This is a genomic window from Nonomuraea maheshkhaliensis (assembly GCF_039529435.1).
GTDB lineage: Bacteria > Actinomycetota > Actinomycetes > Streptosporangiales > Streptosporangiaceae > Nonomuraea > Nonomuraea maheshkhaliensis.
In genome coordinates this window covers 42,599-57,949 of the sequence record NZ_BAAAMU010000055.1, presented here as the reverse complement: position 1 = coordinate 57,949, position 15,351 = coordinate 42,599, and the positions used below count along the sequence as shown (strand labels likewise).

The 15,351-nt window shown below is 69.8% G+C and carries 12 protein-coding genes; 8 read left to right on the top strand and 4 right to left on the bottom strand.

What is annotated here, in order from left to right; all coding sequences use genetic code 11:
- The first annotated feature begins 69 nt into the window (after positions 1 to 69).
- Positions 70 to 2,520, top strand: coding sequence for a SpoIIE family protein phosphatase (locus ABFX54_RS31375; protein ID WP_346110179.1), 2,451 nt, complete (start codon positions 70 to 72; stop codon positions 2,518 to 2,520).
- Here ABFX54_RS31375 and ABFX54_RS31370 read toward each other — a convergent pair.
- The 3 genes from ABFX54_RS31370 to ABFX54_RS31360 all read right to left on the bottom strand — a co-directional run bounded on the left by ABFX54_RS31370 (position 2,513) and on the right by ABFX54_RS31360 (position 5,315).
- Positions 2,513 to 3,448: an aldose epimerase family protein gene (locus ABFX54_RS31370; RefSeq protein WP_346110178.1), complete on the bottom strand. Its 936-nt coding sequence runs from the start codon at positions 3,446 to 3,448 to the stop codon at positions 2,513 to 2,515. The genes ABFX54_RS31375 and ABFX54_RS31370 overlap by 8 nt on opposite strands.
- 12 nt (positions 3,449 to 3,460) lie before the next feature.
- The gene (locus ABFX54_RS31365; RefSeq protein WP_346110177.1) at positions 3,461 to 4,420 is read right to left on the bottom strand and encodes a LacI family DNA-binding transcriptional regulator; all 960 of its coding nucleotides are present in this window, start codon (positions 4,418 to 4,420) and stop codon (positions 3,461 to 3,463) included.
- A gap of 100 nt (positions 4,421 to 4,520) precedes the next feature.
- The gene (locus ABFX54_RS31360; RefSeq protein ID WP_346110176.1) at positions 4,521 to 5,315 is read right to left on the bottom strand and encodes an NAD-dependent epimerase/dehydratase family protein; all 795 of its coding nucleotides are present in this window, start codon (positions 5,313 to 5,315) and stop codon (positions 4,521 to 4,523) included.
- 235 nt (positions 5,316 to 5,550) lie between these two features.
- Here ABFX54_RS31360 and ABFX54_RS31355 point away from each other — a divergent pair, with 235 nt between their 5' ends.
- The 5 genes from ABFX54_RS31355 to ABFX54_RS31335 all read left to right on the top strand — a co-directional run bounded on the left by ABFX54_RS31355 (position 5,551) and on the right by ABFX54_RS31335 (position 10,330).
- Positions 5,551 to 6,765, top strand: a complete 1,215-nt coding sequence (locus ABFX54_RS31355) for an ABC transporter substrate-binding protein (RefSeq protein ID WP_346110175.1) — start codon at positions 5,551 to 5,553, stop codon at positions 6,763 to 6,765.
- Positions 6,762 to 7,691 carry a carbohydrate ABC transporter permease gene (locus tag ABFX54_RS31350; protein WP_346110174.1) on the top strand — a complete coding sequence of 310 codons (930 nt, stop codon included), beginning with the start codon at positions 6,762 to 6,764 and terminating at the stop codon, positions 7,689 to 7,691. The genes ABFX54_RS31355 and ABFX54_RS31350 overlap by 4 nt, the downstream gene beginning before the upstream one ends.
- The gene (locus ABFX54_RS31345; RefSeq protein ID WP_346110173.1) at positions 7,688 to 8,548 is read left to right on the top strand and encodes a carbohydrate ABC transporter permease; all 861 of its coding nucleotides are present in this window, start codon (positions 7,688 to 7,690) and stop codon (positions 8,546 to 8,548) included. The genes ABFX54_RS31350 and ABFX54_RS31345 overlap by 4 nt, the downstream gene beginning before the upstream one ends.
- A gap of 67 nt (positions 8,549 to 8,615) precedes the next feature.
- Positions 8,616 to 9,383, top strand: a complete 768-nt coding sequence (locus ABFX54_RS31340) for an IclR family transcriptional regulator (protein ID WP_346110172.1) — start codon at positions 8,616 to 8,618, stop codon at positions 9,381 to 9,383.
- Positions 9,384 to 9,424: 41 nt separating this feature from the next.
- Positions 9,425 to 10,330, top strand: a complete 906-nt coding sequence (locus ABFX54_RS31335; RefSeq protein WP_346110171.1) for a 5-dehydro-4-deoxyglucarate dehydratase — start codon at positions 9,425 to 9,427, stop codon at positions 10,328 to 10,330.
- Positions 10,331 to 10,584: 254 nt separating this feature from the next.
- On the opposite strand, the gene ABFX54_RS31330 is transcribed toward ABFX54_RS31335, so the two are convergent.
- Positions 10,585 to 12,054, bottom strand: coding sequence for an aldehyde dehydrogenase (NADP(+)) (locus ABFX54_RS31330; protein WP_346110170.1), 1,470 nt, complete (start codon positions 12,052 to 12,054; stop codon positions 10,585 to 10,587).
- Positions 12,055 to 12,159: 105 nt separating this feature from the next.
- Between ABFX54_RS31330 and ABFX54_RS31325 the strand changes: the two genes are divergently transcribed.
- The gene (locus ABFX54_RS31325) at positions 12,160 to 13,503 is read left to right on the top strand and encodes a glucarate dehydratase family protein (protein WP_346110169.1); all 1,344 of its coding nucleotides are present in this window, start codon (positions 12,160 to 12,162) and stop codon (positions 13,501 to 13,503) included.
- A 354-nt stretch (positions 13,504 to 13,857) separates the two neighbouring features.
- Positions 13,858 to 15,018, top strand: a complete 1,161-nt coding sequence (locus ABFX54_RS31320) for a hypothetical protein (protein WP_346110168.1) — start codon at positions 13,858 to 13,860, stop codon at positions 15,016 to 15,018.
- Positions 15,019 to 15,351 lie beyond the last annotated feature (333 nt).

The window sequence follows — 15,351 nt, the reverse complement described above, 5'->3', positions numbered from 1 at the left end:
TCAACGGCATCAGTCTGCCACTCTGAGAGTGACCGAACTGCCACATCGAGTGATGTTCTAGGACGCAGAGTGGACACGACCAAGGTGTCGAGCACGGCCTTCGACGGCAGTCCCCACGCACCGGCGCACGCCCGCAAGTTCGTACGCCAGGTGCTCGCCGAGTGGCGGCTGAGCCATCTGGCCGAGGACGCCGTCCTGCTGACCAGCGAGCTCGTCACGAACGCGGTGGTCCACGCCGGCACCGGCGTCGAGCTGACCTGCCGCCTCGACGTGGACGCGTGCCCGGCCAGGCTGGAGATCGAGGTCGACGACCAGCACCCCGGCCGGACCATCTCCGGCACCCCGCCCCCCGCCACCGACGAGGACGGGCAGCCGGCCACCTCCGGCCGCGGGCTGGCGCTGGCCCAGCTGCTCGCCGACGCCTGGGGCGTGACGTACACGAGGACGGCCAAGCGCGTCTGGGTGCGGCTGGAGATCGGCGAGCAGCAGGAGATCCCGGCGGGCACGGTCGCCGCCCCGGTCGTGGCGCCGCTGGAGACCCTGCACGTCGGCGTGGTGGTCTGCGACCTCGACGGGGTGGTGGAGTCGTGGAACACCGAGGCGTCCCAGTTGCTCGGCTGGGCGCCTGAGCAGGTGGTCGGCCGATCGCTGAAGGAGCTGGTGGCCTGGCGCGGCGCGGGCCCGTACGCGCTGTCGCTGGCCGACACGCTCGGGCTCGGCCGCTGGCGGGGCGAGACGCGGATGCGGCACCGCGACGGCAGGCTCGTCCCCGTCTACGTCTCCCACCTGCGCATCCGCGGGCACGCCGGGGAGCGCAGGACGATCTGGATGATCGTGCCCGGCGACCACCGCCACGTCCTGACGCCGCCGCCCCAGCCGCTGCGCAGGGAGGCGGGCCGGCGGATCAAGGACCTGATCGACCACGACATGCCGCTCGCCGACCTGCTCACCACGATCGCCCAGATCGTGCAGGTGTCCAGCGCGGGCGACGCCTCCTACGTGCTGCTGGCCGCCGACACCGACGGCCAGTTCGGCGTGGCCGCGGGCGCGGGCGACACGGCCGGGATGGTCGGGGTGCTGGCCAAGGGCGTGTTCTGCGCCGAACGCAAGGCGCCCGCGCTGATCGACGACCTGCTCGCCGCGGACGTGGAGCTGGCCGAGCAGCTGCGCGCCAGGTCGCTGGCGTGCGCGCCGCTGCTGGTGTCCGGCGAGGTGATCGGCTATCTCGTGGTCACGGCCGCGCGGCCGGCGCGCTTCGACCAGGAGCTGACGGTCAGCCTGCAGCACATCGCCGACCAGGTGGCGGTGCCGGTGCAGCGCGAGCGGCTGGCCGAGCGGGACCGGGCGCACCGGGGGCGGCTGTCGTTCCTGGCCGAGGCGGGCGAGCTGCTGGCCGGCGTGCACGACGAGGAGCTGATCGCGGCGCTGACGGCGCAGCTCGTCGTGCCGAAGATCGCGACGTGGGCGGCGGTCTACCTGACCGATCTGGCGGGCATGACCAGGCTCGCCCACGTCTGGCACAGCGAGGAGAGCCGCAACTCCGCGCTGCGCAAGTCGCTGCCCGCCCTGCCCCGCACCACGCTGCACGAGGTGGCCTGGCCGATAGGTCCCGAGACGGTGCTGGCCTTCCCGCTGCTGACGCAGGGCAGGTCGCACGGCGCGCTGGTGATCGGCCGCAAGGAGCCGACGCTGCCGCTTGAGCTGGCCGACCTGCTGGCCGATCTGTGCCGCCTGGTGGCGCTCAACCTGCACACGGCCATGCTGTACGCCAGGCAGGCGACGACTTCCCGCGTGCTGCAGCGCAGCCTGCTGCCGATGCGGGTGGCCCCCATGCCGGGCCTGGAGTCGGCGGTGGTCTACGAGCCGGCCGAGGAGGGCGCCGATGTCGGGGGCGACTTCTACGACCTGTTCACGGTGGCCGACCACTGGTGCTTCGCGCTCGGCGACGTGTGCGGCAGCGGCCCCGAGGCGGCCGCGGTCACCGGCCTGGCCAGGCACGCCGTACGCCTGCTGGCCAAGGAGCACTACACGGTGGCCGACATCTTCGACCGGCTCAACCAGGCGCTGCTCGACGAGGGGGACGAGGGCAGGTTCCTCAGCCTGCTGTGCGGCGAGCTGACCCCGCTGCCGCAGGGCGGGGCGCTGTGCACGATCGCCTCGGCCGGCCACCCGCCGCCCCTGCTGCTGCGGCCCAGCGGCGAGGTCCAGGCCATGGCGACCCCGCAACTGCTGCTCGGCATCGAGTCCGGCGCCAGGTTCTACGTGGAGAGGTTCGAGCTGGCGCCGGAGGAGGTGCTGCTGTGCGTCACCGACGGCGTGACCGAGCGGCGCGACGGCGACCGGCTGCTCGACGACGGCGACGGGCTGGCCGCGCTGCTGTCGGGCTGCACGGGCCTCAGCGCCCACGCCGTGGCCGAACGGGTGCGCCACGCCGTCGAGACCTTCGCCGCCGAGCCGGCCCAGGACGACATGGCGCTGCTGGTGATCAAGGCGTCCGGCGCCCTGCGGCCGGTCAGATGAACCGGTACGTCGTGGTCGAGGTGCGCCGCTCGCCGGGACGCAGCACGGTGGACGGGAACTGCGGCTGGTTGGGCGCGTCGGGGAAGTGCTGCGTCTCCAGGCACAGCCCCGCGAACGGCCCGTACGGCGTCTGCACCCCGTCGAGCATGCCGCCGGCGTAGAACTGCACGCCCGGCTCGGTCGTGGTGACCTCCATGGTCAGCCCGCCGCCCTTGACCTCGATGCCGCCGCCGTCGAGCACGAAGCAGTGGTCGTAGCCGCCGTCGTAGCGCTCGCCCACCGCGTGCGGCTCGGTGAAGTCGAACGGCGTGCCCTTGACCGGCGCCGGCTCCCCCGTCGGGATCTTGTCGTCGTCCACCGGCAGGTAGTGGGCGGCGTCCATCCTGATCACGTGGTCGAGGACGTCGCCCTCGCCCTTGAGGTTGAAGTAGGAGTGGTTGGTCAGGTTGACCACGGTGGGCGCGTCGCTCTCGGCCGCGTAGTCGATCCGCAGCGCGTCGCCGTCCAGCGTGTAGGTCACCGAGGCCGTCAGCGTGCCGGGGAAGCCCTGGTCGCCGTCGGGGCTGGTCAGCGTCAGGGTCACCGACGTGTCGCTCTGGGCGGCGATCGTCCACACCCTGCTGTCGAAGCCCTCGGTGCCGCCGTGCAGGCAGTTGGGGCCGTTGTTGGCGGGCAGCCGGTATTCGGTCCCGTCGAGGGTGAAGCGGGCGTGGGCGATGCGGTTGCCGTAACGGCCGACGACCGCGCCGAAGTAGCGGCTGCGGGTCAGGTAGTCGTCGATCGTGTCCAGCCCGAGCACGACGTTGACCCCGTCGACCTCCAGCCTGCGGATGACGGCGCCGTAGGTCAGCACGTCGGCGCGCAGCCGTCCCGACGCCAGCTCCACCTGCTCGACCTGCCGGCCCGACGGCAGCGTTCCGAAGTTCATGACGGCGCTCATTTATGGGGCCCTTCCCGTGGACTCGCGGACGATGAGGTCGGTGTCGAGGGTCACGGTCGCGCCCTCTCCCCCCGACTGCAGCAGCAGATCGACGGCCATCCTTCCCGCCGCCGCGGCCGGCATGGCCACCGTGGTCAGCTTGGGCCGGTTGAGCCGTCCCGGAAGGATGTCGTCGAACCCGATCACACTTATCTGGTCTGGTACCCCTATCTCCATCGCCGACAGCCCCTCGATGAGTCCGAGTGCGAGGAGGTCGTTGTAGGCCAGCACCGCGCTCGCCCCGCAGGCGGCCACCTCGGGGGCCACCGCCAGGCCGCCGCCCTCCGTGGGCTGGTTGGGGCCGAAGAAGACCAGGTCGAGCCCGACCGCCTCGGCGGCCGCGCCCTGCATCTCGTTGCTGGTCCACGAGCCGATCGGGCCGGACACGAGCGCGATCCTGTGGTGGCCGAGCGCGGCCAGGTGGTCGAGGGCGAGCTTGGTGCCCTGGGCGACGTTCATGAGCACGGCGGGCATGCCCTTGATGCGCCGGTTGACCACCACGAACGGCACGTCCTCGGCCAGCCGCTCGATCATCTTGTTCGACAGCCGGGGGCTGCACAGCAGGACGCCGTCCACCTGCTTGGCGAAGGTCCTGATCAGCTCTTCCTCGACCCGCGGGTCCTCGTCGGTGTCGGCCACGAAGACGTGGTAGTCACGGCCTCTGGCCTGCGCCTGGGCGGCCTTGATGAGCGGCGGGAAGAACGGGTTGGCGATGTCGGCCACGATCAGGCCCATGTTGTACGTGCGCCCCGTGGTGAGCGCCCTGGCGGCGCGGTTGGGCCGGTAGCCGAGGTCGTCGGCGGCGGCCAGCACGCGGGTCCTGGTGGCCGGATTGACCAGGTGCGGCGCGGAGAAGGTCCGGGACACCGTGGAGACGTGGACACCGCAGGCGCGGGCCACGTCCTTGATCGTCGCCGCCATGGCCGTCCTCCCATGCAAACGGTTGCCAGATCAAACCTTGGCGTTCGCAGCTTGCGCCGTCAAGGTTCTTGCAACCGGTTGCCACGGCAGGCGGGTCAGCTCACCACTTCCCGCCGAGCTCGTTCAGCGTGAAGACGCCGCCCGCGCGGTGGTGCAGCGGCTCGGACAGGTCGGGCTCGCCCTGCGCCTCGATGAGGGCGGCGGCGAAGGGCTCGGAGCTGTCCTTCGACTCGAACCCGATGGCCTTGGCCTCCTCCAGCGACCACCAGCGGCGCGGGCTGTCGGAGACGCCCCAGACCACGTGGTAGCCGGTCGCGCCCAGCCCGGCCTCGATCAGGCGGGTCAGGTCGTCGGGCGAGATCCAGGTGGCCAGCCCGCGCGTGTCGGCGGGGGCTTCGCTGCAGGTGCCGAGACGGACCACGGTGACGTTCATGCCGAACCGGTCGTGGTAGAGGCTGCCGAGGGCCTCCATGACGACCTTGCTCACGCCGTAGAAGGTGTCCGGCCTGGGGAAGGCGTAGTCGGGCAGGTCCGCGCCCGACTCGGGACGGGTCTGGTAGCCGGCGGCGTGGTGGCTGCCCATGAGCAGGACGTGCTCGACCCCCTCCTTCCGCGCCGCCTCCAGCAGCACCTGGGTCCCGTTGATGTTGGCCTGCACGATGTCGGCCCAGGGGTGCTCCCTGCTCTGGCCGCCCAGGTGCAGCACGGCGTCCACGCCTTTCATGGCCTCGGCCACGGCGGCCTGGTCGGCCAGGTCGGCCGTCACCCATTCCTCGCCGGGCCCGGGCTCGACCGGCTGGATGTCGGAAAGGCGCAGCGTACGGCCCTCACGCGCGAGTCGCGGCCGGAGCAGCGTCCCGACCTTTCCCGAGGCCCCTGTCATGAGAATGCGCATGCCTCAATGATGTACACGAATCTGACTGAAATTCACATCCTTGAATATTGACCGTGAGCCATGCCACTAGTTACGTTCACAGGCACACATCCAAGTCCACGACTCATGTCCACATATGTGAACAGGAGGCGGTCTGATGTCACATCGTCTGCTGGGAGCCGCGATGACCGCGGCTCTGGCCTTAGGAGTGACAGCCTGCGGGTCCGGGGGATCATCGTCTAGTTCCGACAACGCCTTGGAGATCTGGATCAGGCAACCACCCGATTCCGACTCCGCCAAGACCGCCGTGAAGCTGGCCGACGCTTTTACCAAGACCAGTGGCGTACAGACGAAAGTCGTCGCCCTTTTCGACGACTTCGAGACCAAACTGAACCAGCAGGCGGCGCAGAAAGACCTGCCCGACATCGTCATCAACGACACCGCGCAACTCGGCAACATGGTCACCCAGGGCTGGCTGGCGCCGGTCGACAAGGCCGCGCTCAAGGGCGGAGACCAGATCGCGGAGACCGCATGGACGGCCGCCACCGCGGCCGACGGCAAGTTCTACGCGGCCCCGTTCTCGGCCCAGTCGTTCGCGCTGATCGTGCGCAAGGACTGGCGCGAGAAGGTGGGCATGGAGCCGCCCGAGACCTGGGAGGACCTGGCCAAGCTGGCCGTCGCCTTCACCGAGAAGGACCCCGACGGCAACGGCCAGAAGGACACCGCCGGCTTCGTGGCCCCCGCGGGCACCAAGCGCGGCTACGCCTCCTGGTACGCCTCCTCGCTCATCTACGCCAACGGCGGCGACTTCATCAAGGCCACCGGCGGCGGCAAGTACGCCGCCACGGTGAACGACCCCAAGACCGTGGAGGCCGTGCAGTTCCTCCAGGACCAGTTCTGCAAGACCAAGACCGTCAACCCGGGCGCCGTCAGCAACGACACCACCGTCACGCACGAGGTGTTCGAGAAGGGCCAGGGCGGCATCTACCTGGTCGGGCCGTACGTGCTGGCCAGGTTCGTCAACAGCGTCGGCACCGACAAGATCGAGGTCCTGCCGGTGCCCAAGGGCCCGTCCGGCGGCCCCGGCACGCTCGGCGAGGGCGAGAACGTCTACATGATGGCCGGGTCCCCCAGCCCGGACAACCAGAAGAAGTTCGCCGAATTCGCCATCTCGCCCGAGGGCCAGAAGATCGGCATGAACAAGGACGCCAACGGCGCCATCGTCCGCCTGCCGGTCAACACCACGGTCGACATGGCCGCCGAGCGGCAGGACCCGCGCTGGAAGGTGTTCCAGGAGTCGTACGCGAACGCCGTCTACGCCCCGCCGGTGCCCAACTGGGCGCCGATCCGCCAGACCTCCGCCGACACCATCAACGCGGTCTGGGCCGACTGCTCCGCCAACGTCAAGACGGCGATGGATGAGCTCAACACGAAACTCACCCAGGAACTGCAGAGCCAGAAAGCGTCATGACCTCCACACTCGCCCCGGCGTCCGGCCGGACGGCGACTCCCGGCCACCCGCCGAAATCGGCGCGGTGGCGGGGACCGCTGATCGCCTGGCTGTTCCTGGCGCCCGCGCTGCTGCTCTTCCTGTATTTCAAGTTCATCCCGATGTTCGTGGGCCTGTGGAAGAGCCTGTTCAAGGTCCAGACGTTTCTCGGTGACGAGTGGGTCGGCTTTCAGAACTACCAGACGATCATCACCGACGACGAGTTCGGCGCGGCGATCTGGCACAGCGTCGTGCTGGCCCTCGGCACCACGCTCGGCTCGATCGTGCTGGGCCTCGGGCTGGCGCTGCTCATCGAGGGGCCGGCGCGTTACCTGTGGTTCGTCAGGACCGCGGCCTTCCTGCCGGTCGTCACCACGATGGCGGCCGTGGCCGAGGTGTGGCGCATCATGTTCCACCCGGCCGACAGCGGGATGCTCAACATCGTGATCGGCTGGGTCGGCGTCGATCCGCAGCCGTGGCTGGCCAGCGAGGACTCCTCGCTGATGTCGATCATGCTGATGAGCATCTGGCGCGGCACCCCGTACGACATGATGATCTTCCTGGCCGGTCTGGTCGGCGTGGACCGCAGCCTCTACGAGGCCGCGGCCGTGGACGGCGCCTCCACCTGGCGGCGGCTGCGGCACATCACGCTCCCCGCGCTGCGGCCGGTGTTCTGGATCCTGTTCACCCTGGCGGCCATCCGCGGCCTGCGGGTCTTCGTCGAGGTGTACGTGCTCACGAACGGCGGCCCGAACGGCTCCTCCGAAGTGCTGATGACCTTGATCTACAAGCTCGGGTTCCAGAAGAACGAGTTGGGGGTCGCCTCGGCGGGCGGGATCGTGCTGTTCCTGGCCACGCTGGCGCTCACCGTGATCGTGCAGATGTTGCGCAGGAGGCAGGCGACATGAGGTTCGACAGCGCGCTGGGCCTGGAGTCACGGCGGGGCCCACTGGCCACCACCGGAAAGTTCCTGATTTATGGGGCTATGGTGGTCGTTTTCACCGGGCCGCTGGTCGGGCTGCTCATCAGCGCCTTCAACAAGACCCTCGACCCCACCTCCTTCTCCCTGTGGCCGGACGAGTTCACCCTGGAGAACTTCATCAAGGCCCAGGAGAAGAACGTCTACCTGTACCTGCTCAACTCCTTCATCGTCGTGGGCTTCGGGCTGCTGCTGCAGGTGCTGGTGAGCGTCTTCGCGGCGTACTCGCTGGCCCGCAAGAAGTTTCGCGGCATGACGTTCGTGATGCTGCTCATGCTCGCCACGATGATGCTCCCCGAGGAGATCATCGCGATCCCCCTCTCCCTCGTCCTGGCCGACATGCCGCTGCTGCACGTCAACCTCATCGGCACGTACGCCGGCATGATCCTTCCCGTCGGGGCCTGGGGGTTCTCCATCCTCGTCATGACCGAGTTCATGAAGGAGGTGCCGGTCGAACTGGAGGAGGCCGCGCGCATCGACGGCGCGGGAGAGCTGCGCATCTTCGCCACGATCATCCTGCCGCTGTGCCGCCCGGCGCTCGGCGTCATCGGCGTCTTCGGCTTCACGATGATCTGGGACCAGTACCTGCTCCCCCTGATCGTCGCGCCGGAATCGGACATGTGGACGCTGCCCATCGCGCTGCGCTCCCTGCGCTCCGACGAGGAGGTCGGGATCGGCGTGCTGCTGGCGGCCTCGCTGCTGGCGCTGCTGCCGTCGATCATCGCGTTCCTGGCGTTCCAGCGGCAGTTCATGCGCGGTCTGACAAGCGGCGCGGTCAAGGGCTGAGTGTCCATGTATCTGGACGGCATCCCATATCCTGGATGCCCGAGCCCGCCGATGGATACGAGATGGGATGAGCATGGAGCCCCAGCTGGTCAAGTCCGCCGAGCGGACCGTCCGCATCCTGGAAACTCTCGCAGATTCACACGACCACCTGACGTTGTCCGAGCTCCAGCAGCGCACCGGATTCCCGCGCAGCAGCCTGCACGCTCTCATGCGCACCCTGGTCGAGCTCAACTGGGTCGAGACCGACGCGGCCAGATCGGCGTTCGGGATCGGATCCCACGCGCTGCTGACCGGCACGGCCTACCTCGACAAGGACCCCGCACTGCCGTTCGCCCAGGAGAGCCTGGAGGACCTGCGCGACGAGATCGGGCAGACCGTGCACTTCGCCCGCCGCGACGGAGCCCACGTGCTCTACCTCGCGACCCGCGACTCCCGCGAGGCCGACCACATCATCCCCCGCGTCGGCCGGCGCCTGCCCGCCCACGTCACCGCGCTCGGCCAGGTGCTGCTCGCCCAGCTCACCGATGACGAGGTCGGGGCGCTGCTGCCCCAGCCGCTGACCGGGCTGACCGACCACACGATCACCGACCTGACCAAGCTCACGGGCGAGCTCGACCAGGTCCGCACGCGCGGCTGGTCCTACGAACGCGAGCAGGGCACGCCCGGGGTGGCCTGCGTGGCCGTGGCCGTCGACTACCGCATCCCGGCCACGGACGCGATCAGCTGCTCGATGCCGGCCGGGCTTCCGCCTGCCGACGTGGAGCGGATCATCGAAGCGGTGATCAGACATACGCGGAAGCTGGCGGCCACTCTCCGCAGGGAGGGCATCCGCTAGCAACGTTCTGCTCTTCCTGGCCCCCTCGATCGGAGGCGTTGATGCGGCTCGACGGCGTTCTGTTCTTTCCGGTCACCCCGTTCGGCCCCGACGGCCGCCTCGCCGAACCCGTCCTCGCCCGGCACGTGTCCGACGGGGTCGCGGCCGGGGCCGGCGGCGTGTTCACCGCGTGCGGCACCGGCGAGTTCAACGCCCTCGACCTCGACGAGTACACCCGCGTCGTGGCCACCGCGGTCGACGCCACCGCCGGCCGCGTGCCCGTTCTCGCCGGCGCCGGCGGTCCGCTCCCGTCCGCGCGCGCCCTCGCCCGCGCCGCCGCCGACCAGGGCGCCGACGGCCTGCTGCTCATGCCGCCGTACCTGGTCACCGGCCCCGCCGCCGGCCTCATGCGCTACGTCCGCGACGTGGTGGACGCCGCCGGCCTGCCGTGCGTCATCTACCAGCGCGGCAACGCCCGCTTCACCCCCGCCGCCGTCGCCGAACTGGCCCGCCACCCCGGCGTGATCGGCTTCAAGGACGGCCTGGGCGACTTCGACCTGCTGCAACGCATCATCCTGACCGTCCGCGCGAGCGCCGGCGAGGACTTCACGTTCTTCAACGGCCTCCCGACCGCCGAGCTGACCGTGCCCGCCTATCGGGGGATCGGCGTCAACCTCTACTCCAGCGCCGTCTTCGCCTTCGCCCCCGAGATCGCCCTCGCCTTCAACGAAGCCGTCACCGGAGGCGACGAGGTCATGGTCCGGCGCCTGCTCACCGACTTCTATCTGCCGCTGGTGGAGCTGCGCGATCTCGTGCCCGGGTACGCGGTGTCGCTGGTCAAGGCGGGGGTGCGGCTGCGGGGGCTGGAGGTGGGCGGGGTACGGGCGCCGCTGGCGGACCCGGCTACCGACCACCTGCGCGCCCTGGAGCGCCTCATCGCCACCGGCCTGGGGCTCGTGGACGCCTGAGGGGTGTCGTACGTACGCGCTGGACCCCTCGTGCCCCACGATCAGCCGACAGCACTGACGGCTGAGACAGGACCCCGTGACCACGGGTCATAAGGCCGCGGTCCCCATCACTGCGGATCACGAGCCCTGTCGCCACAGGTCACGGGGCTGTCCGCCACGGGGCTGGTGGCCCCGTCACCACACGCCGCTCAGGGAGGACCCAGGGACGGACGGGAGAACTCAGGCCCGCCCTGGCCCTGCACATGTATGCCTGCCTAGCCCTGCATACGTCCATCCACCCTGCGCGGGACGGACAGCGGGTTGGCCTCCTTGAGCTCGTCCGGCAGCAGCGCCTCCGGCCAGTCCTGGTAGGCCGTGGGCGCGAGCCAGCGCTCGATCGCCGTGGCCCCCACGGACGTGGAGGTGGTCGTCGCGGCGGGCCAGGGCCCACCGTGGTGCATGGCCCAGCACACGGCGACCCCGGTCGGCCAGCCGTTCCAGATGAGCCGCCCGGCCTTGCGGCCCAGCACGCCGGCGACCTCCGCGGCCTCCTCGGCCTCGGTGCCGTGCACGGTCGCGGTCAGCGACCCTTCGAGCCGCTCCAGCACCGGCGGCAGGTCGGAGACGTTCCGGTACGTCACCACGATCGACGCGGGCCCGAAGCACTCCTCGCCGATGTTCGGCAGCTTGCCGGCGAACGTGTCGAGGTCGGCCGTGAAGACCTTGGGCGTGACGGCCAGGCTGCCCTCCCCGGGCTTGCCCTCGGCCAGCAGCCGCAGCTCACCCAGGCGCTCGACGCCGCCGAGGTAGCCGTCCCTGATCCGCTCGGCCAGCATGGGGCCGCCGCTGGTGCCCTCGACGGCCTCGACGATCGCCTGGCGCAGCTCGTCGTTCTCGGGCACGAAGAGCAGCCCGGGGTTCGTGCAGAACTGCCCCACTCCGAGCGTCAGCGACCCGGCGAACCCCGTGGCCACCTCCTTGGCGGGCGCGGAAGGCAGCACGACCACCGGGTTGACGCTGCCGAGCTCGCCGAAGAACGGGATCGGCACCTCCCGGTCGTCGATCAGCTTCTGGATGGCCTTGCCCCCGGCCACGGAACCGGTGAACCCGGCCGCGACCACGCCGGGGTGCTGGACGAGGTCGGCGCCCGCCTGCATGCCCTGGACCAGTCCGAGCAGGTCCGGGTTCGGCAGCGCCTCACGTACGATCTTGGCCACTCGCTCGGAGGTGTTGGGGTGCCCGGGATGCGCCTTGACGACCACGGGGCAGCCGGCGGCCAGGGCGGAGGCGGTGTCGCCACCGGCCACCGAGAACGCGAAGGGGAAGTTGCTGGCCGCGAACACGGCCACGACGCCCTGCAGCGCGTTCTTCATCCGCCGCACGTCCGGCCTGGGCGGCGCGAGCGAAGGGTCGGCGTGATCGATGATGGCCTCCAGATAACCGCCATCCCTGATCACCTGCGCGAAGAGCCTGAACTGCCCCGCCGTCCGCGCCACCTCGCCGCGCAGCCGCGCCTCGCCGAGCGCGGTCTCCTGGTCGGCGAGCTGCCACAGTTCGTCCACGTGGGCGGTGAGCGCGTCGGCGACGGCCTCCAGCGCGACCGCCCGCTCGGCCGCCGGGGTCGCGCGCCAGGCCGCGCCCGCCGCCGCCGCGGCAGAGACGATCAAGTCGACCCCGGCGCTGTCGGTCTCGGGCAGGGCGGCGCCCACGGTCTCGCCGGTCCTGGGGTCGTGTCCGTAGATCATCGAATGGCCCTTCGGAGTCTTGACACTTATTCAGCCCAATTCTTACAGTTGCGACAACTTGTCCACAAATCTGGCTATTGTTCACATATATGGACGGCGTTGCGAATGATCATTAGGCAGATCCACGTCACCCCCGTCGCCTTCCGGGATCCGCCTCTGCTCAACGCCGCAGGAGTCCACGAGCCGTGGGCCCTCCGTACCATTGTCGAGGTCGTCACCGATCAAGGTCTGACCGGGTTGGGCGAGACCTACGGAGACCTCGACCATCTCGGCAAGGTACGCATGTGCGCGCAGGCCCTGATCGGCCTCGACGTCCACGCCACGAACACCATGTACGCCCGCATCTCCGCACTCCTCGGCGCCCCCGAACCCGGCACCACCGCGACCGAAACCGGCACCACCACACCTGGCCCTTTCACTGTCGCCACCAACCCCGAGGAGGAGACCAAAGAGAGGACCGGGGAGAGTCCCGGAGAGAGGACCAAGGAGAGAACCGTCGACCGGGTCTTCTCCCCCTTCGAGGTCGCCTGCCTCGACATTCGCGGCAAAGCAGCCGGCGTCCCGGTCTCGGACCTGCTCGGCGGCAGGGTCAGGGACGCCGTGCCGTACAGCGCGTACCTCTTCTACAAGTGGGCCGGTCACCCGGACGAGCAGCAGCCCGACAGATTCGGCGCCGCACTGGACCCGGCCGGCATCGTCGAGCAGGCAGGGCTCCTCATCGACGAATACGGCTTCGAGTCCATCAAGCTCAAGGGCGGTGTCCATCCTCCCGACGAGGAGATCGCCGCGATTCGCGCCTTGCACGAGGCGTTTCCCGGCGTACCGCTCCGCCTCGACCCGAACGCGGCCTGGACCGTGGAGACCTCGATCCGCGTGGGCCGCGAGCTCGACGGCGTCCTCCAGTACCTGGAGGACCCCACGGCCGGTATCCCCGGCATGGCCGAAGTCGCCGCCGCCGTCCCCATGCCCCTGGCCACCAACATGTGCGTGGTCACCCCGGAACACTTCCCGCCCGCGATGGCCGCCACCCGAGCCATCGGCGTCCTCCTCTTGGACCACCACTATTGGGGCGGACTCGTACGTTCCGCACACATCGCCGCCATGTGCGACGCCTTCGGCCTGTCCATGTCCATGCACTCCAACTCCCACCTCGGCATCAGCCTGGCCGCCATGACCCATCTGGCCGCCGCCACGCCGAACCTCACCTTCGCCTGCGACACGCACACTCCCTGGCAGGACGGCCAGGACGTGATCCAACCCGGCGCCCTCCACTTCACGAACGGCGCCGTCCCCGTACCCACCGCCCCGGGCCTGGGCGTGGACCTCGACCGGGACGCGTTGGCGGTCATGAACGAGCAGTACGAGAAGTGCGGCATCGTCGCCCGCGACGACACCTCGTACATGCAACGCTTCACCCCCACCTTCACCGCAAAGCGCCCCCGCTGGTGACCACCCCCACCCAGCCGTCAACCACCCACACCCTTGCCCACCACCGCCCTGCCGTCAGCAAACGGCAGCACCACCTTGCCCTCGGCCACCCACACCACAGCCCCACCAGCCCTCGCCCCCACCCAGCCGCATTCACCAGTCCCGCCCAACCCTCAACCCCCGCCCCACCCGATCACGCTCACTGGACCCCAACCCGCCGTCAATCCCTCCAAACCCAGCCGCCAACCGCCACGCCACCGCACCCCACCTAACCTCAGCTCTAGGCACTACCCAACTGCCTGAAGCTCCGACCACCCACACCCACCACCACCGACAAGAAGACCCGCCGATCATCGGCGGCAAGGAGATGCCCTGATGAACCTCGCCTACCTCTACCCATGGGACGTGGTCGGGGACCCGTCGGCTCCAGGCCGCCTGGCGGACCTCGGCGTACAAGCGGTCGCCCTGGCGGCCAGCTATCACTCGACGAGGGCGGCCACGCCGTACCACCCCGCCCACCGGGTGCTCGACGTACCGCACTCCGCCTTCTACCTCCCGATCCGCCCGTCGTCCTGGGCTCGCCTCGTCCCTGCCGCCCCGACGTGGACCCCCGCCGACGCCTACCTCCAGGCCAGAGACGCCTTGAAGGCCGCCGGCCTCCAGGTGCACGCCTGGACCGTCCTCACCCACAACTCACACCTGGGCACGGCCAACCCCGACCTCGTCGTACGCAACGCCTTCGGCGACCCGTACCCCTATGCCCTGTGCCCGGCCCACGAGGACGTCATCGAGTACTGCGAGCGGATGGTCCAGGAGATTCTCGAGGTAGGCGAGCCCGACGGCCTGATCCTGGAGGCCTGCGGCCCGATGGGTTTCGGCCATCAGAGCGTCCACGAGAAAACGTCCGGCGCGGACTGGACCCCAGTAGACGCCGACCTCCTTTCGCTCTGTTTCTGCACGAGTTGCGCCCCCCGCTACCCCGAACCCACCGCGGCAGCCGTACGCGCCGCCATAGACCGCACCCCGCAGGCGAACCCCACCACAGAAGGCGTCACAGCCTCTTCACCCACCCCCGGAACCATCGAGTCGGCCCTCGGCAACCTGACCGACGAAGTACGCGAGATCCGCGTCGCCCTCTCCACCACCCTCCGCCAGCGCCTGGTCACCCTCACCCGCACGATCGCCCAAAACATCCCCATAACCCTGCACGCCAACCCAGACCCCTGGGCCACCGGCGCCTTCGCCCCTCTCCCCACAGGCGAACCGAACGCCGACGTCCTCGTCGCCAACTGCTGGGGCGACCCCGCCACCGACGCCGTCCGCCTGGCCCGCCTGAAGGAACTCACCACCCCAGGCCAGCGAGTAGGCGCCTACGTCCTGGCCCTCCCACCCCGCCCCGCCGACCCGAACGTCCTGCTCGACCAGCTCAGGACGTACGCCAAAGCAGGAGCCTCGGAGTTCCACCTGTACCACGCGGGCCTGGCCTCCCCCCAACGCCTGACCACCCTCGCCCAAGCCCTACGCCTCCACACCTAGCCCCATCACAAAGCACACGAGGGAGCACTTCACCGCTGCCGACCAACACCGCACTGCCAATCACCGCAGCCAGCCACACCCAGCGGCATGCGCCCCCTCATTCGCGTCCGCTCACACACCAGTCATCGGAACGACCCGCTCAGCAAAGCTCAGGCCGGGAAACCACCCCCCTCCGACCCGCCCGCCGCAACCGTGTCGCCGGCGGGCGGACGTACGATCTCGTCGCACATCACCAACCAGGGCGAGTGGGGGGTTACCGGCGAGTGAGGCGGAGCGGGTGGAAAAGCGCACCGCTCCACAGGGCATAACCCACTTCCTCGTTGAGATCACCCG

Coding starts and splice junctions, on each gene's coding strand:
- ABFX54_RS31370 (WP_346110178.1), bottom strand. CDS start 3,448: ATGAACTTCGGAACGCTGCCGTCGGGCCGGCAGGTCGAGCAGGTGGAG.
- ABFX54_RS31365 (WP_346110177.1), bottom strand. CDS start 4,420: ATGGCGGCGACGATCAAGGACGTGGCCCGCGCCTGCGGTGTCCACGTC.
- ABFX54_RS31360 (WP_346110176.1), bottom strand. CDS start 5,315: ATGCGCATTCTCATGACAGGGGCCTCGGGAAAGGTCGGGACGCTGCTC.
- ABFX54_RS31350 (WP_346110174.1), top strand. CDS start 6,762: ATGACCTCCACACTCGCCCCGGCGTCCGGCCGGACGGCGACTCCCGGC.
- ABFX54_RS31345 (WP_346110173.1), top strand. CDS start 7,688: ATGAGGTTCGACAGCGCGCTGGGCCTGGAGTCACGGCGGGGCCCACTG.
- ABFX54_RS31340 (WP_346110172.1), top strand. CDS start 8,616: ATGAGCATGGAGCCCCAGCTGGTCAAGTCCGCCGAGCGGACCGTCCGC.
- ABFX54_RS31335 (WP_346110171.1), top strand. CDS start 9,425: ATGCGGCTCGACGGCGTTCTGTTCTTTCCGGTCACCCCGTTCGGCCCC.
- ABFX54_RS31330 (WP_346110170.1), bottom strand. CDS start 12,054: ATGATCTACGGACACGACCCCAGGACCGGCGAGACCGTGGGCGCCGCC.
- ABFX54_RS31325 (WP_346110169.1), top strand. CDS start 12,160: ATGATCATTAGGCAGATCCACGTCACCCCCGTCGCCTTCCGGGATCCG.
- ABFX54_RS31320 (WP_346110168.1), top strand. CDS start 13,858: ATGAACCTCGCCTACCTCTACCCATGGGACGTGGTCGGGGACCCGTCG.